Origin of the sequence: Flaviflexus ciconiae, from assembly GCF_003971195.1 — a bacterium.
In the GTDB taxonomy this organism is placed as follows: Bacteria; Actinomycetota; Actinomycetes; order Actinomycetales; family Actinomycetaceae; genus Flaviflexus; species Flaviflexus ciconiae.
Genome location: NZ_CP034593.1, coordinates 2,258,098 through 2,278,053 on the forward strand (window position 1 = coordinate 2,258,098; position 19,956 = coordinate 2,278,053).

Annotated in this window: 16 protein-coding genes and 1 tRNA gene; 6 read left to right on the forward strand and 11 right to left on the reverse strand. The window is 58.3% G+C overall.

Going from position 1 to position 19,956, the window contains the following annotated elements; translation table 11 throughout:
* The first annotated feature begins 58 nt into the window (after positions 1–58).
* The gene (locus EJ997_RS09890) at positions 59–889 is read left to right on the forward strand and encodes a sensor histidine kinase (RefSeq protein WP_126704402.1); all 831 of its coding nucleotides are present in this window, start codon (positions 59–61) and stop codon (positions 887–889) included.
* Complete coding sequence (locus EJ997_RS09895; RefSeq protein WP_126704403.1) at positions 886–1,542, forward strand: response regulator transcription factor; 657 nt, start codon at positions 886–888, stop codon at positions 1,540–1,542. The genes EJ997_RS09890 and EJ997_RS09895 overlap by 4 nt, the downstream gene beginning before the upstream one ends.
* 30 nt (positions 1,543–1,572) lie before the next feature.
* Here the strand turns inward: EJ997_RS09895 and EJ997_RS09900 are convergent, their stop codons facing one another.
* Positions 1,573–2,799, reverse strand: a complete 1,227-nt coding sequence (locus EJ997_RS09900) for an alpha-amylase family glycosyl hydrolase (RefSeq protein WP_206501644.1) — start codon at positions 2,797–2,799, stop codon at positions 1,573–1,575.
* Positions 2,800–2,862: 63 nt separating this feature from the next.
* Between EJ997_RS09900 and EJ997_RS09905 the strand changes: the two genes are divergently transcribed.
* A complete protein-coding gene (locus EJ997_RS09905; RefSeq protein WP_126704404.1) occupies positions 2,863–3,537 on the forward strand; it encodes a hypothetical protein in 675 nt (224 codons plus the stop codon).
* Positions 3,524–4,135 carry a hypothetical protein gene (locus EJ997_RS09910; RefSeq protein ID WP_126704405.1) on the forward strand — a complete coding sequence of 204 codons (612 nt, stop codon included), beginning with the start codon at positions 3,524–3,526 and terminating at the stop codon, positions 4,133–4,135. Before EJ997_RS09905 ends, EJ997_RS09910 begins: the two co-directional genes overlap by 14 nt.
* Positions 4,136–4,252: 117 nt before the next feature.
* Here EJ997_RS09910 and EJ997_RS09915 read toward each other — a convergent pair whose 3' ends face one another.
* The 3 genes from EJ997_RS09915 to EJ997_RS09925 all read right to left on the reverse strand — a co-directional run bounded on the left by EJ997_RS09915 (position 4,253) and on the right by EJ997_RS09925 (position 7,319).
* On the reverse strand, positions 4,253–5,263 hold the full coding sequence (locus EJ997_RS09915) for an acyltransferase family protein (protein ID WP_164719931.1): 1,011 nt from the start codon (positions 5,261–5,263) through the stop codon (positions 4,253–4,255).
* Positions 5,264–5,481: 218 nt separating this feature from the next.
* A complete protein-coding gene (locus EJ997_RS09920) occupies positions 5,482–6,228 on the reverse strand; it encodes an enoyl-CoA hydratase/isomerase family protein (RefSeq protein WP_164719933.1) in 747 nt (248 codons plus the stop codon).
* Positions 6,229–6,371: 143 nt separating this feature from the next.
* On the reverse strand, positions 6,372–7,319 hold the full coding sequence (locus tag EJ997_RS09925) for a P1 family peptidase (RefSeq protein ID WP_126704408.1): 948 nt from the start codon (positions 7,317–7,319) through the stop codon (positions 6,372–6,374).
* 49 nt (positions 7,320–7,368) lie between these two features.
* Here EJ997_RS09925 and hrpB point away from each other — a divergent pair, with 49 nt between their 5' ends.
* Together hrpB and EJ997_RS09935 are read left to right on the forward strand one after the other, a co-directional pair.
* Positions 7,369–9,771, forward strand: a complete 2,403-nt coding sequence (gene hrpB, locus EJ997_RS09930) for an ATP-dependent helicase HrpB (protein WP_206501645.1) — start codon at positions 7,369–7,371, stop codon at positions 9,769–9,771.
* A complete protein-coding gene (locus EJ997_RS09935; RefSeq protein WP_126704410.1) occupies positions 9,768–10,766 on the forward strand; it encodes a hypothetical protein in 999 nt (332 codons plus the stop codon). Before hrpB ends, EJ997_RS09935 begins: the two co-directional genes overlap by 4 nt.
* 46 nt (positions 10,767–10,812) lie before the next feature.
* Here EJ997_RS09935 and EJ997_RS09940 read toward each other — a convergent pair whose 3' ends face one another.
* From EJ997_RS09940 to EJ997_RS09970, 7 genes are all read right to left on the reverse strand, one after another.
* Positions 10,813–11,970 carry a class I SAM-dependent methyltransferase gene (locus EJ997_RS09940; protein WP_228201473.1) on the reverse strand — a complete coding sequence of 386 codons (1,158 nt, stop codon included), beginning with the start codon at positions 11,968–11,970 and terminating at the stop codon, positions 10,813–10,815.
* A gap of 149 nt (positions 11,971–12,119) precedes the next feature.
* Positions 12,120–13,697, reverse strand: coding sequence for a sodium/proline symporter PutP (putP, locus tag EJ997_RS09945; protein ID WP_126704412.1), 1,578 nt, complete (start codon positions 13,695–13,697; stop codon positions 12,120–12,122).
* A gap of 385 nt (positions 13,698–14,082) precedes the next feature.
* Positions 14,083–15,081, reverse strand: a complete 999-nt coding sequence (locus EJ997_RS09950; RefSeq protein ID WP_126704413.1) for a glycine betaine ABC transporter substrate-binding protein — start codon at positions 15,079–15,081, stop codon at positions 14,083–14,085.
* A gap of 55 nt (positions 15,082–15,136) precedes the next feature.
* Positions 15,137–16,063, reverse strand: coding sequence for a glycine betaine ABC transporter substrate-binding protein (locus EJ997_RS09955; protein ID WP_164719934.1), 927 nt, complete (start codon positions 16,061–16,063; stop codon positions 15,137–15,139).
* 70 nt (positions 16,064–16,133) lie between these two features.
* Positions 16,134–17,609, reverse strand: coding sequence for an ABC transporter permease (locus EJ997_RS13575; RefSeq protein ID WP_228201475.1), 1,476 nt, complete (start codon positions 17,607–17,609; stop codon positions 16,134–16,136).
* The gene (locus EJ997_RS09965) at positions 17,609–18,952 is read right to left on the reverse strand and encodes a quaternary amine ABC transporter ATP-binding protein (protein WP_126704415.1); all 1,344 of its coding nucleotides are present in this window, start codon (positions 18,950–18,952) and stop codon (positions 17,609–17,611) included. Before EJ997_RS09965 ends, EJ997_RS13575 begins: the two co-directional genes overlap by 1 nt.
* Positions 18,953–19,819: 867 nt before the next feature.
* Positions 19,820–19,892 (reverse strand) — tRNA-Arg (locus tag EJ997_RS09970).
* Between the last annotated feature and the right edge of the window lie 64 nt (positions 19,893–19,956).

Consider the following 19,956-nt stretch of genomic DNA (forward strand, 5'->3'; position numbering starts at 1 on the left):
ACCATGGGTGGACCTAGCTCTACTGCTCACCTCGGCCTGACCCCACTAGGATAGAGCCATGTCCCCCAAAGCCCTCAACGTGGTCATCGGCCTTGCCGTTCTCGGTATCGTTGCCGCACAACTCCAGCTTGAGGGGCCCCGGGCGGTCGTCCTTACGGCCTTCACCGTCATTCTCATCCTCGGCCTACAGCTCACCAGAACCCGTCAAGCCGATGGTGGGGAGAACGTGCCTGGGAACTATGCGGAGAACCTGGCAGAGCTACGCCGCTCCCGCCGGGAAATTGTGGGAGCATTCGAGATTGAACGGCGCAGGATCGAACGCGACCTGCACGACGGAGCCCAGCAATACCTGGTGGCCGCAAACATGAAAATGGGAGAAGCCTCCCTGAGCCTCGACCCAAACACGGTTGAAGGCAGACTTATTTCCGCAGCTCAAGACGATGCTGCGCTCGCGATCAAAGCACTAAGGGAAACGGTTCATGGTATCCATCCCCAGGTGCTGACAGATATGGGATTAGAAGCGGCAGTGCGGGACCTGGCAAGGCGCTTTGATCAGGTGGAGGTGCGGTGCCCGCACCCGCTACCTTCCCTGCCGCAGGGAATCACGGCCTCCGGGTACTTTTTCGTATCCGAAGCTCTGACCAATGCGGCAAAGTATGGTGGCCCCGCCGCTATTCTCCTTATCGCGGACGAAAGCCTGCACATTACGGTGACGGATATGGGGCAGGGCGGGGCTGTTATTACCCCCGGTCGGGGACTGTCTGGAATGAAGGAACGGCTAGCTGCCTTCGGGGGAACCCTTGAGCTATCCAGCCCCAAGGGTGGCCCCACAGAGCTTCGTGCCACCATGCCACTGCTATTGAATGTTGGAGAATCGGGGTACCTGTGAAAATAGTTGTCGCGGACGATTCCGCACTGCTCCGCGAGGGGCTCGTCGGACTTGTCGAACGCCAGGGACACGAAATCATCGAGGCTGTTGACGATGCTCCGAGCCTTGTTCGTGCCGTGAAAAAAGCGCTGGAATCCGGGCAAGAAATCGATGTTGTTATCGCCGATGTTCGCATGCCGCCCGGGATGGGAACCGATGGTCTTGATGCTGCGGCGGAGATCCGGGAAGAATATCCGGATCTGGGGATCATGATTCTCTCCCAGTACGTGGCACCGGCCTATGCCTCGCGGTTCCTCACCGGTGCAGGAGGTGGCTTCGGGTATCTGCTCAAGGACAGGGTTGCGAAGGTCGGGGACTTTCTGCGTTCGCTGAGTGTCGTGTCTTCGGGTGGCATTGTGATCGACCCCGAGGTTGCCAGCCAGCTGGCACGGGCCCGGTCGGGGCCTCTCGATAGCCTGACCGACAGGGAACGGGAAGTGCTGGCTCTCATGGCAGAGGGCCTGTCCAACAGCCAGATCTCATCCCAACTATTCCTATCCGCAGGAGCCGTATCGAAGTATGTGGCATCCGTGTTCCTCAAGCTGGGTTTGCAGGTGGGGGAAGAGAACCGCAGGGTTCGTGCAGTCCTCACCTACCTGACGGCAAAGAAATAACCGAACTCTAAGTGTGGGTGCACTATCGGATCAATCGTCGATGTGGGGGAGGGTCCAGATGATCCGGCCGTCTTTCTCGACCCGCGCGTTCTTTTCCGCCAGGTCAAGGACCACGGTGATTTCCTGCCCCGAGCCGTGGGTGACGTACGTGAACGAAGTGTTGGTGACGTGCAGCTTGTCGGTGCGGGCCGTCTTCAGCCAGGGATGCTCCCGGCGGAAATTAGCTCCCCAGCGGTAAATGTCGAGAATCAGGCGGGACTCATCGTCGATTGCATCGGCAGGCGTGCGCGGAAGCTCGGGACGCAACGGATCATCCGCTTCGAATCCCTCGCCCTTCGTTGCCTTCCAGCCAAGCTCATCCCCGTAGTAGATGGAAGGGATTCCCGGGGTGGTAAAGAGGATGACTGCGGCTGCGACCGCCTTGGATCTGCCAACCGTTGACGCGATTCTTTCGACGTCGTGGTTGCCGATAAAAGTATTGGGTGAGAATGACTCAAGGAACTCGTCATGGCGTTGGAGTGACCATTCGAGTTCGTAAAAGTTCTCGTCCAACAGGCTGGACCAGATCGCCTTCCAGAGTTCGTACTGGGTGACGGAATCGAGACGGTTCTTGCCGGTGAATGAGGTGTAGTCGCCGTGGATGACTTCCCCGAGGAACCAGGCTTCGGGATGCTGTTTTCGTACCACAGGGAGGATCTGTTCCCACACGGCCGGTTCAATCCGGTAGGCCGCATCCATGCGCCAACCCATGGCGCCCCGATCTAGCCAATGGCTGAGAACACGGATGATGTAGTCGATAACGGCGGGATCCGCGTGGTCGAGCTCGAGGAGACTGCCGTGCCCCTCAAAGACGCGGGGCGAACCGTCCTCGTTCCGGGCGACGCGATCAGAAAGGGCATGACCGTCAGCAACGTGGTTAAAGACGCCATCGAGGATGATGCCGAGGCCGCGTTCGCCGGCGGCACCTACGAGGTTGTCGAAGTCATCGTCCGTTCCCAGGCGCGGATCCAGAGTGAAGTGATCAAGAGTGTCGTAGCCGTGGGTAGCCGAGGTGAAGATTGGACCCAGAAGAAGCATGTCGGAGATTCCCGCCGCATGATCAAGCCAAGGCTCCAACCTGCGGAGGCGATGTTCGTCAGTTCCCGGATCTGTCCAGTCCCGAATTGGCGCCCCGGTAGCTCCAAGGGGATAGATCTGCCACAGCGTGTCCATACCCCCATCATCTCCCATACGCAGTCGTGGTGAAAAGGATTTCATGACAGGGTTACTCCTCTGAGTTCGTGTCTACTAGACTGGCACGGTAAAGGATGGGGGAGTGCCGTGCGTAAATCATTGATGAGTGCCGTGGGAGCGGCAGCACTTGTCCTGTCCGCATGCGGATCGGTTTCGAGCGATCCCGAATCGGATGCAACCGAGACGCAGACAGAAACAACCGAAGAACCCACGACGTCCAATCCTACGGATGAAAGCACCGATGCTTCCACGGAAGATCCGACGGGTGATCCCAGCGATGCTTCCACGGATGATCCAACCGTTGATCCAACGGAGGATGAGACTGTCATTCCACCCGAGGAGCAGGATCCAGCGAACGCTACCGCGGTAGACGGATCCATGTCAGTCTCCCTGCCGGATGACTGGACCTATCGGGAAGAGCTCGAGACCGCCTACTCGGTGTTCTTCTGGACCAAGTCGGACAACAGCCAGAACCTTTCGATGGCACCGCTGGGCCCGTGGGCGCAGATTGAGTCTCCCGAGACCTATATCGAGCAGCTCGAGGCTGCAGGAAATCTTGGGGACGCTACACTCACCTACGAAGGGGAACTGACGATCGATGGTTACGACGGGTTCTGGATCTCGGTTGAAGGCCCCGGATATGTCGCCAACATTTACTACCTGAATGTTGACGGCGGCATTAAGGAAATCACTGCCAACGCCCTCCACTCCGAGGGTCTGGCAGAAGTCGACAGATTGGTACACACAATTGACTTCCACTAAGTTCGTCGCGGCCCTCGCCGCGGGGCTTCTCACATTGGGTGCATGCGGGAGTGTCTCAAACGACTCCGATGAGGCCACCACAGAGAGAGCTGGAACCTCCGAACTCGGTGACGACAGCCTGTCGTCGAGCGAAGGTAGCGAAAGTGGAACGGCCGACGACTCGAGTATCAACGTCCTGAGAGATGGTGATGAAGGGGAAGATACTGAGTACACGGTGGAAGTGACCGTGCCCGAAGACTGGTACGAGGCCGATAAGGCCGGATTTGACTACCAGTACCTGTGGAGCGGCAACGACTGGGACGATGTGCTCGCACAAGACTTCTCCGACCCAGAGTACGAGTTCTCAGCAAACTTCTTCATTGATCTCCTCGAAGACAACCTCGCAGCCGACGCAAACATCACGCTCCGGGATGAGAGTGCTGAACTTGCTGGCTATCCCGCCATCATCATCGACGTCACCTACGCAACAGAGTCCTACACGTCCCTCACCTATGTCGACGTTGCTGGACACCTGTGGGAATTCACCGTCAACGCACAAACCCTCGAAGGAATCGAACGTGGCGAAGCTATTAACGCAACAGCCGAATTCACGGGGTAAGTTGTCCGTTCGGCACTGTCCCGCTACGCCGCCTGGTAGCTGCCGAACCAAGGTCCTAACGAACCGTCTCTGACAGTACCGCTGTCGTGCCCGCTCAGTTGAGCGGGCATACTTGCTCTACCGGGCCGATGCCTTCTTGCGGGGCCAGGGGAGCTCGAAGAAGATCCAGCGTAGGGCCGGGACCTTCTGGCATGCGTAGACCGTGAGAGTGGGGATAATGAGCCCGATTGCCATCATCACCGGATAGTGGGCTGTTCCGATCTCGACGTGCGGTGCGATCCACCAGGCGTAGACCAGGAAAATCGGGTAGTGCATGACGTAGTAGTAGAGCGAATAGCGGCCGATAAACTGCAGTGGCTTTGTGTACCGCGATGATTTCAATAGCGGTGCAAAGGCGAGAATCAGGCAGATAAAGGCGATCGGTCCCCAAATGAACTCCGGCCGGTACCTGACGGGCGCAATTCCCTGGAGGTAGATGTAGACCGGGATAACGAAAGCAACGGCAAGCAACAGTGTTACGACGGGTTTGCGGCAGAACCGGGAGATCTTATCCAGGTGCTGCATGGTGAGGCAGCCGAGGAAAAAGAACGTCATCAAATAGCCCCACCGAAGCGGCGTCGTATCGATCTGAGGATTGTCGATCACCTGGTAGACACAGATACCGAAACCTAGTGCGGCGCCCGACCACAGGGGTAGCCGAAGCCAGGTGAGTGCCTGGGCAATGAGGTAGTAGAAGAACAGGTTCCGGAGATACCAGAGCGGAGTCATGTTCGGGTTCTCCGGATTGATGATCTCCATGGGAATCTGCGAAAGCTCAGCACCGCCGCGTATCCACACAACGGTAAAGAAAACTGCTATCCACACCGCATACGGCCAGGCCAGTTTGGTGAACTTCCCGGGCAGGAACATCTTCCAACCCTTTGCGATCGATCGCGGGACAAGCATTCCGGATAGGAACATGAGCATCGGCATGCGGAGCAGCACGAGCGTCATGTTCGTCGTGACCATCCAGTCCTCACGCTCAAAGACCGCTTCAATTTTCGCAACGTTCTCGACATGACCGTAGATGACGGCAATAATGGCCAGGCCCCGGACCACGTCCATCCAAATGGCACGCTTCCGAGTCACGGTTGGCTCCCCGGAAGTTACCTCAGGTGATCGCATAGGCCCAAGGCTAACAAGCGCAAACGACGTGGTTCACCTATTGAGAGTAGAACAACTGGGGTCGGGTCGTAACGGATAGGAGCAATGATTCAGATGGAACGACGAAAGAGTCGAAAAGGAACTTCCCAGGGAGTGCTACGTCCCGACCGCGAAGAGTGTGGCAGTCTGATTTTCGCGTGGCGCTACTTTTTGAGCTTGCGAACAGCCTTTTCAATCTTGATCTGCGTCCTCGGATTTGTCATGGCACGCGCGAATACTGCGGCCTCGGAATCGAGGTTCGCAGAAATATGCTTGAGAAGGGCCTTGCGGCTACGGGGCTTCAGATCCTTGATCGCCTTCTTCACGCCCTTGCGGTCCGTGCGTTCGATCAGGCCATCGACCAGGCCAATCTCCTGTGCGCGAGTAATCCCCATAAGGTCGGTGTTCTTGATGAATTTAGTGGCTTCCTCTTCACCGATACGTTCCTTCAGGAGCTCGTAGGTACCGAAATCGGTCGGAAGGTTAAGAGAAGCATATGCGCTACTAAACCGTGTCCGGTGAGTGGCGAGCTGATAGTCGCAGGCCAGAGCAATCGCAATCCCTGCACCGGCGCATGCGCCATCGATCAAAGCAATTGTTGTTGCCGAGGAGAACAGCAGGTCCTCGATAACATTGCCGCCCTCCCGGACGATGCTTTCCACACCCAGCACATCGGTTTTGGAAAGCTCGGACAGCTCGCTAAGAACTTTGAGTGAACCGCCCGATGAGAAAGCGCCGTTGCGGCCCGTGATCACAAGGGTCCCGGTCTTGACCGACTCAATTTCCTTTGCGAGCGCACGAACGAGCGGTGCGTCGAGAGCATTAAGGCTCGTAGGGTCGTCAAGGATAATCCAGGTCTGGTCCTTCTCCTGAATTGTGACAACACGTGGATCGGAAACGGATTCGCTCACATGGATAGAATAGCGGGAATTCTGGCATAGAAAAGTTACTGGCCGTTAGCCCGGGGTTCATTCAATAATTTTTGGGGCGCTTTGGCCTCATCTAGAGGGACCGGCGGTCCCCCGATAAGGAAGAACTGTGTAAACGCCCACGGTTAATTACTGGGTTTGGAGAATGGCAAGTCCTCCACAGCTATGATCCCCGGAAGGGAAGTTGCTGAACGCACCCCATCCAGCACAGCAAGCCTCACGGCCTCCGCCGCCATGAAGCACACCGCGTTCACGTGCGCAGAGACGGTTCCCGTCGACACCGCAAACAAAGTATCCCCATCATCCATCGTGTGAACCGGCCGAATCGACCGCGCCAAACCATCGTGCGAAGCAGAAGCAACTTTCTTTGCCTGCGCCTTCGTTAAAGCGGCATTGGTTGCCACGATTCCGATTGTCGTGTTTGTCAGCCCCACCGGGGAACCCAAATATTCAGTGGTCGGCAAGAAGCCCTCTGCGGAATGTGTTCCCGCGATCTTCTGATCCCCATCAAAAATGTCACCGAGAGCGTTAACGACAACAGCAGCCGAAACAACAAGATCTCCCCTACGGACCGCGGCCTGGCCCAGCCCGCCCTTCATGACACCGTTCGGCCCCAAGTACTTACCGACCGTGGCGCCCGTGCCGGCACCGACGCAGCCGCGCTCGCGGTTCTCACCGGCAGTGCGGACCGCCTCCCTGCCAAGGTCGGGAGTGGGCTTGGCGCCACCCGTCACCGGCAAATCAAAGATCACGGCCGCAGGCACGATCGGGACGATCCCCATGCCGGTATCCAGGCCCTTACCCTGCTCTGCGAGTTCCAGCATCGCACCGTCAGCTGCGGCGAGACCAAAAGCTGAGCCACCGGCAAGCACGATTGCGTTAGCGTGCTGAACGGCAGCCGTGGGATCGAGCAGATCGGTTTCTCGAGTACCGGGTGCTGACCCGCGAACATCCACGCCAGCGGCTCCACCGGAATCAATAACGGCAATGGTCACGCCCGTACGCTGCTCGGAGGCATTGCCCAGCCGCAGGCCCCCGCTGTCGACCAGTGCGCCATTTTCGATGATCTCCATGACACGACACTACAGGCGACGAGCCTGCCGAGCGACTACCGTAGAGAGCGTGGAGACGCTTGAGAATGTGGACCTGCCGGTCCGGGAGGTCCTGCCTGACCTCGGTAAGGCCATGACCGGTGTGGGTGCGGCGGTGCTATCTGCCCCACCCGGCACGGGAAAGACCACACTTGTCCCGCCCTACCTGTCAAAGCTCGTTGAAGGAACCGTTCTTGTTTCCCAGCCGAGGCGCATGGCAGCACGGGCTGCGGCCCGAAGGCTCGCCCACCTGCTCGGGGAACCCGTTGGTCAGACTGCCGGATATTCGGTGCGAGGCGATACGAAGCGATCGGCAAAGACCCGCGTCGAGTTCGTGACCTCCGGCGTTCTCCTCCGCAGGATCCTGTCCGATCCGGACATGGCCGGGATTGGAGCAGTTGTCCTTGACGAGGTCCACGAACGGCACCTCGATTCGGACCTGTCGGCAGCCCTTCTCCTCGATATCCGCGATCTCACCGGACTCAAGATCGTTGCCATGTCTGCAACGCTCGCGGCGCGGTCCTGGTCAGATCTGCTGAAGGCCCCGGTCGTTGAAGCCTTCGCCAGAACCTATCCCGTTGACGTTCTCTACCGCCAAGGCCCAAACCCTCTTGGAATCTACGGCGTTGAAAGGGACTTCCTCAGGCAGGTGGCGGATGAGACCATGCAAGCGGCCAACGAGGACGCGGGAAGTGTTCTCGTGTTCCTTCCCGGCAGGAAAGAAATTGATACCGTAGCAAACCTTCTTGATCACCCAAACGTGAAAGTCCTTCACGGTTCGGTTCCCGCGAAAGAACAGGATGCGATTCTGTCCGGGGGCGACGAACAACAGATTGTTTTGGCCACCTCGATAGCGGAGTCCTCCCTCACCGTCCCGGGAGTTACCCGGGTGGTTGATTCGGGGCTGTCCCGCGAGCCCAGGACCGACTACCGGTCGGGAATCTCCCGGCTGGTCACCGTCAGTGAATCAAAGGCGGGTGCCGCCCAGCGGGCCGGCCGAGCCGGGCGCCTTGGCCCCGGTCAGGCCCGGATACTCATGGGTAAGACCAGCTGGTCGAGACTTCCCGAGCACCCCGAACCCGAGATCCGCACCGCCGATCTCACATCATTCCTCCTGTCGGCTCTGCGGTGGGGAGAGGTCGAAGATCTGCGCTTGCCCGATAAACCGCCCGTTGCCGCCATTGAATCTGCACGGAAGATCCTGGAGGGCCTCGGGGCGGTGGATGACGAGGGAATCACTGCCTTTGGGGAGAAAATCTCAAGCATTCCCGCACACCCCAGAACTGCTGCGGCTCTGCTCCGGTTGAATGATGAGATTGGCACGAAAGTAGCCACCGAGATCATTGCTCTCCTCGAGGAGGACCAGCAGATAGCCGGGGCTGATCTAGCAGTTGCATGGCGGGACATGATCCGCAGGCCCACCCAGTCCTGGAAACAGTCCGCGAAAAGGCTGGCGGGGCTCGTACCCCACCGGCATGGCGAAGGGTTGTCTGCCGATGAGGCAATTGGAGCGGTCGTTGCCGCCGCCTACCCGGACCGAATCGCCATGCTCCGTGGGAGCACATATCTGACTGCCATGGGAACAGGTGCGGTCCTGCCCCAGGGATCACCGCTCACCGGATCCGAATGGCTCGCCATCGCCGACATGACTGACACTGGCAGGGCCGATGCAATGATCCGTTCCGCTATCCCCATCGCCTCCGACCTTGCTCACGAGATGGGATCAAGTGAGCGGATCGTCCACGAGGTCAGCAATGGTCGTGTGAAAGCGTGGTCCGTGACGAGCCTGGGAGCCATCGAGCTGTCGAGAAGACCCGCCACCATTGACCCCGCGGCGGCACGTCCAATCGTGATTGGCGCCTTGCGGGACGATATTGCTCTCCTTGGCTGCTCAGAAAACGCGATCAGCCTGCGACATCGGCTCGGCTTCCTCCATCATCACCTCGGCGAGCCCTGGCCCGACGTATCCTATCCGGCGCTGGTTGACCGGGTGGAGGAATGGCTAGGGCCCGAGTTAGATCGGTGGAGTGAGGGCGGGAAATTCCAGGCAAACGCGACCGAATGTCTGCGTAGGCTCCTGCCATGGCCCGAAGCAACAGAGCTCGACAAGCTCGCCCCCGAACGAATCGAGTCACCCGCTGGTGGAACGGCCAAGATCACCTACGGCGGTGAGAAGCCGTACGTTGCGATGAAGTTGCAGGAATGCTTCGGATGGGAGGACTCCCCGCTCTTGGCCGGGGGAGTCCGCCTACAGATCCACCTACTTTCGCCAGCGGGACGGCCGCTTGCGGTTACTGATGATCTGGGATCGTTTTGGCGGGGAGCGTACTCTCAAGTGCGGGCAGAGAACCGGGGTCGATACCCGAAGCATCCGTGGCCGGAGGACCCGCTCACAGCGGTTCCGACGAGACAAACGAAAAGGAAAATGCCATGAGTGAGCTGAAAGCCCTGAAGAAGCAGGCAAAGGATGCTGTGCGGGAAATGAGGGACTGGCTGGTTCGCGATGGCCACCGGCCCGACAAAGTTGACGTGCTCGGCCGTATCGACGGCCCCGGCGTCACTTTCTTCGCGATGCAGTTCCGTCTCCCGGGATCCGAGGACTGGTTGCTCGGTGTTGCCGGCGGCTACCTCGGGGATGGTCTTACGCTCACTGGGCACACCATCACGTCCTACGAACCTGTGACTGACAACTTTGGTCAGGATGCCACGGCCCTCATTGCCGCCATGGATCGTGCCCTCACAAGCGGGGCAGTTGCAGAAGGCAGGGAAGCCGCCGGAAGTCTCGTTGCGACACTGCTCCTGACCGAACCCGTCGACATTGACCGGTTGGCAAGGACGATTGGTGGCACCGTTGAGGATGGCGTCCTGTTCCACGAAAAGGCCCGGATCACTCCCGGGCCCAAGCAGGACAAGCTTAGCCCCATTGCCGACAGAGCCTACCTGTGGCCAGCAGCCAGAGAAGTTACCGACAATCATGTCGCCAGCCTGGAAATCGAGACGGCAGGAGCAGACTTCCTTGAACGAGCATGGGACCACACCCGTCTCGTCTCCTCCCTCATTGATTCACATGTCGTTGGAGTCTTCGCAAATGGCACCGTTTACGAACCTGCCTTCTACCGCCAAGTTGTTGAAACAACCCCCGACGGCTCCCCGCCCGTCCTAGCGCTCGTTCAACTTGGTCTGGCTAAACGAATGGGGAAGCTCCACGGATTTACCGAAGGACTTGCCGATGTTGGAAAAGACGAGTTTCTCCTGACCGGTGATTCGCCGGAAGACCTCCAGCGAGTCCTGCTTGAGCTCGCCTCGCATGTACTTGTTACCGGAGCGGTGATCCCGGGCGGAACTGAACTCACGCTGTCGACTGGCACCGTTATCCACCTCGAGAGAAAAGGTACCGGAGAGAACGCGGCACTCGTTGGTTCGATCTAATGATCTGCCGGTGGATTGCTTAGGATATGGAACCTGAAATGGAACCTCAGAAACCATTTGCGGTTGCTGAATTATTGGGGTGGTCGCTAGCTTGCTGGCCGGCCTCCCGCACCGCCATAATCAAACACTCCAGGTGATCGGTGTGGGGGAACATGTCAAACACCTGTGCCCGTTCGGCCTTGAAACCCATGATCTCAATGTCTTTTGCGGCTGAGACGAGATTGCAGGACGAGTAGAGCACCCGGTCGATGCTGGAATCACGAATCCATTCGGCAAGGTCACCGATCCCTCGGCGCGGTGGATTCACAACAAGCAGATCGGGAACAGTGCCCTGCTCCCGCGCCCATTGCCCAGCGTCCCCGGCCACAAATAGTGGTGCGCCGCCCGCGGCGATAACCGCTTCCTCGGATAGCTCCACCCCGGTAACAGTGCGCCATGGCGCTGCCATCGATTTTGCGAAGCCCCCAACGCCGCAATACAGATCCCAGACTGAGGAAGGGTCGACCTCGTCAGCCCAGGCTGCCGCCGTTGCATACAGAACGCGGGTGATCTCCGTGTTCGTTTGGAAGAATCCCTGCGGGCGTAGGCGCAGATCCAATGGGCCCAGGCTCATGTCCAACAGCGGGTCACCAAACAGGTGGATCTCGGTTGGGCCCTCGGGGAGGGCAACGTGCTCGGGAAGGATATTGGCGCTTGCTACATCGAGCGGAAGATGCTCTGCCAACCAATCCAGATCGCTGGAAATGCGTTCGACAAAGTCGGGGGAGCGCAGGACGAAGCGAACCATGAGCCTGCCGTGTGGACTAGCCGTGACAATAATCGATTTCAGTTCACCGGTCCGTTCTGGAACCGAATAGGGGGTGAGCTTATTTCTGGTGATGAACTCGGTCAGCGGTTCGTGTGCCTCGGTGATGATCGGGTTGTAAAGAAGGCAGTCCCGCAGGTCCTGGCCGGCGCCGTTCCGCAGGATACCGAGAGTTGGTTCGGCAACTGTTCCCGCAATGATGATCTTGGCTTTATTACGGAATCCGAACTCTGCACTGGCAACAGGTGGTAGCCAAGAATCGCATTCCAGGATGGTCTCCGAGAAGCTTTGCTTCTGAGCAAGTTGCTCCTCGTAGGGCGTTGCCAAGTGCGTGCATGACCGGCACAGGCCCTCATTGAAGTAATGGCAGGGCGTGAGAGGAGCAGACTGATCGGGCACCGCTACATCGTAACGGAGACGTATGAGCATCGTGCTGATCCCCCTCTGCTCACCGGACTGGCGTTGGGCAGAGGGGGATCAGGGACGGACCAGAGGGTCTTGCATCTGAGATGGATGCTTGCGCGCTAGAGACTATGAGGCCGCTGACCTCACTGTGCTGGTGCAGGCGGGTTCTCGTCCAAGTGCTTGCCGGAAGCGGTCTTGGCCCCGGCGGGATCCCACTTCTTGGTAAGGGCGACCGCGCGGTCAAACTCGGTATTGATCTCGGACTGAATTGCCTCGTTGTAGGGGGTTATCAGGGAAACACCCCAGGTGACGAGAAGGGCGAGAATAAATGCCGGGATCATCTCGTACACGTCGAAGATGCCACCGGCATCCACATTGCCCCAGACGAAAACGACCACGGCACCGGTGATCATGCCCGCCATGGCTCCCCTGGAAGTGAGGCGCTTCCAGAAGAGGGCAAGGATGATAACGGGGCCGAAGGCTGAACCGAAGCCAGCCCAGGCAAAGCCAACAAGATCAAGAATCGTGTCAGATGGAGTGATCGACAGGAGCGCGGCGACTATAGCTGTGATAACAACGGCAACGCGTCCCCACATGGTGCCGCTCTGCCTACCCATCTCCTTGCCGGTGATGCCCGAATAGACGTCCTCGACAAGAGCGGAGGAGGACACGAGCAGCTGGGAGGAGATGGTCGACATAATGGCAGCGAGTACAGCCGCGAGAATAAAGCCGCTAATAAGCGGATGGAAGAGCGCTCCCGTGAGCGAAATGAAGACCGTCTCCGGGTCGGCCAGTGGATCGGTTTCTGGATGGAAGTAGGCGATGCCGACAACGGCTGTGAGAACGGCGCCACCGACGGAGAGGATCATCCAGCCGATGCCAACGCGACGGCCCGTGACAGCATCCTGCGGGGTACGCAGGGCCATGAAACGCACGATGATGTGGGGCTGACCTACGTAACCCATGCCCCAGCCGATAGCACCCAGGACAGCGATGATGGTCAGGTTCGCAAACGGATCGAGACCGTTGGCTATGCCGGAACCTGATAGCTCCGCATTGTTGATGATGTCGGTGGTCTCGCCGACACCTCCGTCGAACTGCATGACGGTAACGACGGGAACAATCAGCAGTGCCGCCATCATCAAGAGACCTTGCGCCATGTCCGTCCAAGCAACGGCAATAAAGCCGCCAGCGAAGGTGTAGAGAACAACGATGACGCAGACGAGGATCATGCCCCAGATGTAGTCCCAACCGAAGGCTGACTCGAAGTATTTACCCGATGCGACGAGCTGGGCGGAAATGTAGAAGATGAAGAAGACCAGGAAGATAATGCCGGCCGAGATCCGCAGGGCGCGGCCGGTTCCCGCCAAGCGTGCATTCAGGAACGAGGGGACGGTAATCGAGTTCCGAGCGATCTCCGTGTAAGAACGGAGCCTGGGAGCAATGAACTTCCAGTTCAGCCAGGCACCAATGGTGAGGCCCACGGCAATCCAGCCCTCAACGAGGCCCGCAGCATAGATAGCGCCGGGGAGGCCCATGAGGAGCCAGCCCGACATGTCAGAGGCGCCCGCGGAGAGCGCTGCTGGGATCGGGTGGAGCTTTCTGCCCGCCAGCATGTAGTCGTCGTAGTCCTGCGTCTTCCGATACCCCCACCATCCGATGAGAATCATGATGATGAAGTAGGCGATAAGAGCGATCGTCTGTCCGGTTATTTGGCTCATGCTTTCCTCTCTCGGCGACCGTCATCGGTGCCGAGTGGTATTACCCCGGAAAGCGGGGCGCAAAAAGGGCTGCGCCGGGCGACTCTGCCCGGGGTGATGCCACGTTCGTAATACGGAGATGCTAGCGAAGATTGATCGCCAATTGTTGACCTCCGGTAAGAAGTTATACGGAAGATATCAACGAAAAACTCCCCGGCAGCTACCTTTCCCCGGAGTGCCGGTGAAAACTCGTAGTGGTGGGACTAAAGTCCCAATTTGGCCCTATTGGGTGGAAAACGTAGGTGAGAAGCGGAGAAGGAGTGTTTTGAGATGCGAGGTGGGGCCGCTTTCGCGGCCCCACCTGGTTGAGCTTATTACTCAGATTTCTTCTGAGTGGTGCTCGATGTTACTCAGCGCTACCAACGTTCATGCGGTCAGCAACCTCGGGGTTCTCTTCCATCCACTCGGCAACGGTCTCTGCCGTGTCGCGGTCTGCGTTCTCGTTGAGAACGTAGTTCTCGAGATCGGAGAGTTCTTCAGCGGTCAGCTCGAAGTTGGAGAGCATCTCTGCAACGTCGGGGTAGTCGGTGGTGAAGTCAGCACGGCCGTAGGAGAGGATCTCCTCAGCGCCACCGTAGGTGCCCTCGGGATCTTCGAGGTCACGGATGTCGTAGGCGCCGTACGCCCAGTGCGGGGACCAGAGGGTTACGACAATGTCGCGGCCCTCGGACATGGCTGCATCGAGCTCAGCGAGCATAGCAGCGGTGGACGAGATCTTGTATTCCATGCCCTCAAGACCGTAGGTCGGGATGGTCTCGTTCTGGGTGGTCTGGGTCAGGCCAGCGCCACCGTCGATGCCGATGATCTCGTTGTTGAATACGTCAGCGTTCTCAGCGAGCTCGTCGATCGAGGTGATCGGGGCATCGCTGTTCACTGCGAGAGCGAGCTTCGCATCGGAGTACCATGCGCCGAGCTCCTCGATGTCATCGCCGTATTCCTCGATGTAGTTTGCGTGGGTGACGGGCAGCCACGCGTCAAGGAGAAGGTCCATGTCGCCATCTGCGAGAGCCGTGAAGATCACGCCAATCTCAGCGTCCATGAGCTCAACTTCGTAGCCTTGCTCCTCGAGAGCAATCTCGGCCATGTGGGAGACGACAACGCCCTCGTCCCAGCCAGCCGGAACACCGATGAGGATTTCCTCGTCGGAGCCGCCACCGGTCGCGTCATCACCTTCGGTGTCGTCACCCTCCGTGTCGGTGGTGTCGTCGCCTTCGGTCTCTTCGGTGCCTTCGGTGGTGTCGTTGCCGGCGGTCTCGTCGGCGGACTCGTCATCGCCACATGCGGCGAGCATTGACATTGCTAGTGCAGCGGTAAGCGCTACACCTGCCTTCTTTCGAATCATCATCTTTTCATTCCTTTCGTCGAGAGGTCGTTATCCGCGGGAGTTAACCGCGAGCAGGTCAGTCTTCTGCATCGAGCGTGAAGCGCTCTTTAACCTCTGGGTTGTCGTCGAGCCACTGGGAGGTCATTTCGTAAGTGTCCTGATCTCCGTTCTCGTTCATGATGAAGTTACCGGCGCGGCTGAGATCCTCTTCGGACAGGTGAACCTGGCCGAGCATCTCAGCAACTTCCGGGAATTCTTCGCTAAAGCCTTCGTGGGCAAAAGTGTGGAGCTGATCGGGTTCGCCAAATGCTCCTTCGGGGTCTTCAAGGTTCTTGATGTCGTACGCGTCGTACGCCCAGTGCGGGTTCCAGATCGTTACCGCGATATTGCGGCCCTCGGACATAGCGGCATCGAGCTCAGCGAGCATCGCGGCCGTCGAGGAGATCTTGAACTCCATGCCTTCCAGGCCGTAGGTCGGAATGACCTCTTCCTGGGTGAGGCGGGTAATGCCAGCACCGCCATCAATACCGATGATCTCATTGTTGAAAAGATCGGCGTTCTCGGCGAGCTCGTCGAGCGAGTCGATGGGAGCATCGGCGTTGACTGCGACGTTGGAGATGTTCTCCTCGTACCACCAACCAAGGTCCTCGATCGTGTCTTCGTATTCGTTGACGTAATCAGCGTGGAGGGTCGGCAGTGCGACCTCCATGAGCAGATCCATGTCGCCGCTGCCGATACCGGCGAAGATTACGCCGATCTCTGCGTCGGTGAGCTCAACGTCGTAGCCCTGTTCTTCCAGGGTTACGGCCGTCATGTTCGAAATGATGACGCCCTCGTCCCAGCCGGCAGGAACGCCAATGTGGATCTCTCCCGTGTTGCCCGAGGTGTCACCACCTGCGGTTGTTGTTTCTTCGGCGTCACCGTTGTCGCTACCGCAAGCTGCAAGCAGCCCGGCGGCAACCACCGTGGTTAGGGCAACGGTTCTCTTCGTCCGAAAATTCATATTTCCCTTCCCCATGAATCATGGGTTGTTGTTGATTGCGTTCGGATTGGGGTTCTGCTGGGGACTGTGGTTACTTGCCAACTTCGTCGTGCTTGGATCGGCCGAATGCGGCGGTGGTGCGATCCAGGAAGATAGCAAGGATAACAACGGCGAGACCGGATTCGGCGCCGAGCTCCATGTTGACCTGTGTGACCGAGGTGTAGACGTCACGGCCAAGACCGCCAGCGCCGACCATACCGGCGATAACGACCATGGACAGGGCAAGCATGATGACCTGGTTAATACCACCCATGATTGTGGCCCTCGCCAGCGGAAGCTGAATCTGACCAAGAATACGGGCGGGGTGTGCGCCGAACGCGTGGGCTGCCTCGACAACCTCTTTATCGACCTGCTTAATGCCGAGCTCCGTGAAGCGGACGGCGGGAGCAATCGCGAAGAGGACCGTGGCAACGATACCGGGGACGACACCGATGCCGAGCAGCATGACGAACGGAATGAGGTAAACGAACGCCGGCATGGTCTGCAGGAAGTCCAGAACGGGACGGACTACCGCGGACACGTACTTATTCTTAGCGGCGAGAATACCGAGCGGAAGGCCGATGACGATCGCAATGATCGTGGCGACGAGGACGAGCGCGAAGGACGCCATCGCGTTCTCCCACTGGTCGACGCCGTAGATCACGGCGAAGCCGAGAGCGGAGCCGAGAGCAAGCTTCCAACCCTTCGTTGCATAGGCAACGAAGACGAGGAGCGCAATCATCGTCCATTCAGGCAGGTAATCAACGCCGTGGAGCTGCTCTCCGTCAAGCTCGTAGGTGACAAGGAACCAGCGTTCGATCACGAAGGCAAGAGCCAGTGCGGCAAACACGGCGAGTGCGACCTTCTGGCCCTTCCAGAAGTACACGCCCAGTGCAATTGCGACATAGATGCCGCCGAGGATGTACGCGTTGAGGCCAAGGCCTGTGGCGTCAGCAATCAATACCTCTGTTGCCCAACCGAGGGCAATGCCAGCAAGGCCGGCGACAGCAGCCTGCCAACCCTTCCAAAAGTAGATGCCAACGGCGATCGCAATGTAGATAACACCGAGGACATAGGGATTAACCTCAAGGCCATCGCTAGCAGCTATCCAGGTCTTCGAAAGGAAGCCAAGATATGCGCCGATACCGGCGAACACAGCAAGTGCGGTGTGCCTCCAGGAATAGGCGAGTGCAGCGCCCGCGACAAACAGAGCGGCAAGAACAAATACGTTAAATCCCACGGCGCCAGAGCTGACAATCCAGGTCTCTGCCACGTAGCTGGCCATGACGACGCCAGCTCCAAACAGTGCAACCTTGGCACCCCTCCACAGAAGGAGGATCAAAACAACGATGATGCCGATTGACGCAAAGTTCGGAGTCAGCAGGAGATTCTGCAGGAAGTCGTACATCGGGTTTAGCACATCATCGGAAAGGAAGTCCGTGATGGATCTCAGGTTTGCTTTGGCCCATTCGACGGCCTTATCGGCCCACTCGCCGAGCGGGATTCTGAACAGAAGATCGTCAGCCATTACTTGATCTCCTCTCCGGTCGTGCCATCAGCATCGAACGAAGCATCAGCCTCATTCCCTGCCGCGGACTCCTGAGAAAGTTCAACGGCATCGTGATCGACCTCGACGGCGGACGACGCACTCGCAGCCGAATTAGCGCTGAGATCCACTGGCATAACAACATCCTCCTGGCCGAGTGCACGCAGGAGCGTGACATTCGGGATCACACCGAGCAGACGGTTGTCCTCAGAGACGACGGGAACCGTGAGTCGATCGCTTGCCGCAGGGGCGACAACCTGGTTGAGCGGAGTATCGGGGCCGACACCCGGGTGAATCGGGTGAATCAGCTCTTCGATCGAATTGAGGCGCGGGTTCTTGCGGAGAGCTTGAACGATTTCATCCGCATAGACAGCGCCAGCAAGGACCCGCGAACCGCCGTTTGTTACCCAGCCGCCCGGGGAAGCAACTTCCTCAAGCTTGCGCAGAATAACGTTCGGGCCGTCATTCATGTACAGGCGGGTCATGGGCTTCACCATGATCGATGAAGCGGTAATGACGCGGGAACGGTCGACGTCCTGGACGAACCGCTCGATGTAGTCGTTCGACGGGTTCGTCAGGATCTCCTCGGCCGTGCCGATCTGATCAACAGAACCGCTCCTCATAACCGCAATGCGGTTGCCGACAAACATGGCCTCGTTGAGGTCATGGGTAATAAAGATAATGGTGCGGCGCTTAGCTTCCTGGATCTCCAGGAGTAGCTCCTGCATGTCCCGCCTGATAAGCGGGTCAAGTGCCGAGAACGCCTCGTCCATGAGCAGGATCGGTGCATCGGCGGTCAGTGCGCGAGCCAGGCCCACACGCTGCTGCATGCCGCCCGACAGCTCGGACGGGTAGTTATCCTCCCAGCCCTCAAGGCCGGTCGTCTTCAAAGATTCTTTTGCGCGCTCAAGGCGCTCAGCCTTACCGACGCCCTCAATCTCCAGCGGATATGCCGCATTGTCGATCACGGTGCGGTGGGGGAGCAGGGCGAAGTGCTGGAACACCATCGACATCGAATCGCCGCGGAGCTTACGTACCGCCTTCTTCGACATCGACGTGATCTCGTCATCGCCAATGTAAATCTTGCCGCCTGTTGCTGGGCCGAGAGCGTTCAGGGTGCGGAGCAGGGTGGACTTGCCGGAGCCCGACAGGCCCATAACGACAAAGATTTCGCCAGGCTCAACCTCAAAGCTCACATTGTTTACTGCGACGGTAACGTCGTCGGGAACTTCGTCAAGGCTTGCTCCTTGCTGGAGCATTTTTGTCGCCTTGGCCGCATCCTTCCCAAAAACCTTGTAGACGTTCTCGCAACGGAGACCCTTCATCTACTTTCCTTACTTCTAAATCAATAACTTCAGTACTGCTGGTTTACGTAGTGCGCATAAGGACCGGGTGTGACGTGAATCGCGAATTGTTCCACACGCGGGTCAACCTCGACAAGACTCCCAAACTTCCCGCGAACCGTACAAATAACAGTTAAATAACGAAAATTTTCCTCGTTTCCGAGTAATCGGCACCGGCTAGGCGTTTACGGTGAATCCCCCAGAGAATTTTCAGACTCCAAATGTGACTCACTCTATAGTAAAAAATACAAGATTTCTGCATTAATGCAATGATCATGCGAGGAGTAAATTGACTGGCTCTCAAGTCGAGGTAAAACATCTTCGAAAATCCGCCAATTTCTTTGGCACCTTAGTCTGATATCCGCAGAAGCGCAACGCATATATGCAATTGTGATGCAACTGTAACGCAATGCAAGGGGCCACATTCCCGTCGTTGTGTGGGCTCCGTGGGCGACGTGCAGATCTGTGAGGGCGCATGTCAACCCTGCGACAGTCCTGGCGCCGCTAGCCCGTGCAGGGCACGGGCTACTCCGAGGCGCTAACCACCGACTATGCCTTGGCCGCTGCCGCCGATGAGCGGCAGTTGAAAACTGAGCTCCGATTCGGCAATCCAAAACTGAGCATCGCGGACGAGTTGCGACTCTGGGCTGGACGGTGAGGGTTGCGTGTCAAGAGTGGGTTAAGTGTCAAAAAGTGTGTCTTTATTCTGGGATGGCCATGCTCTCGCACGGGAAAGTCCGCGTCTGCATGCTTTGGCTGGAATTGGGGGTGTGGCCTATTAGCCTCGGGGTGGTGCTCGGTGTGGAAGAGAAAAACCCCGACTCTCTGATGTGAGTCGGGGTTATACTGCGCGCCCGGAGGGATTCGAACCCCCAACCTTCTGATCCGTAGTCAGATGCTCTATCCGTTGAGCTACGGGCGCGTGTCGCTTGGACGTCATTCATCATAGCGCTCTTTTTGGGCAATGTGCGAACTCAGTTCGCATG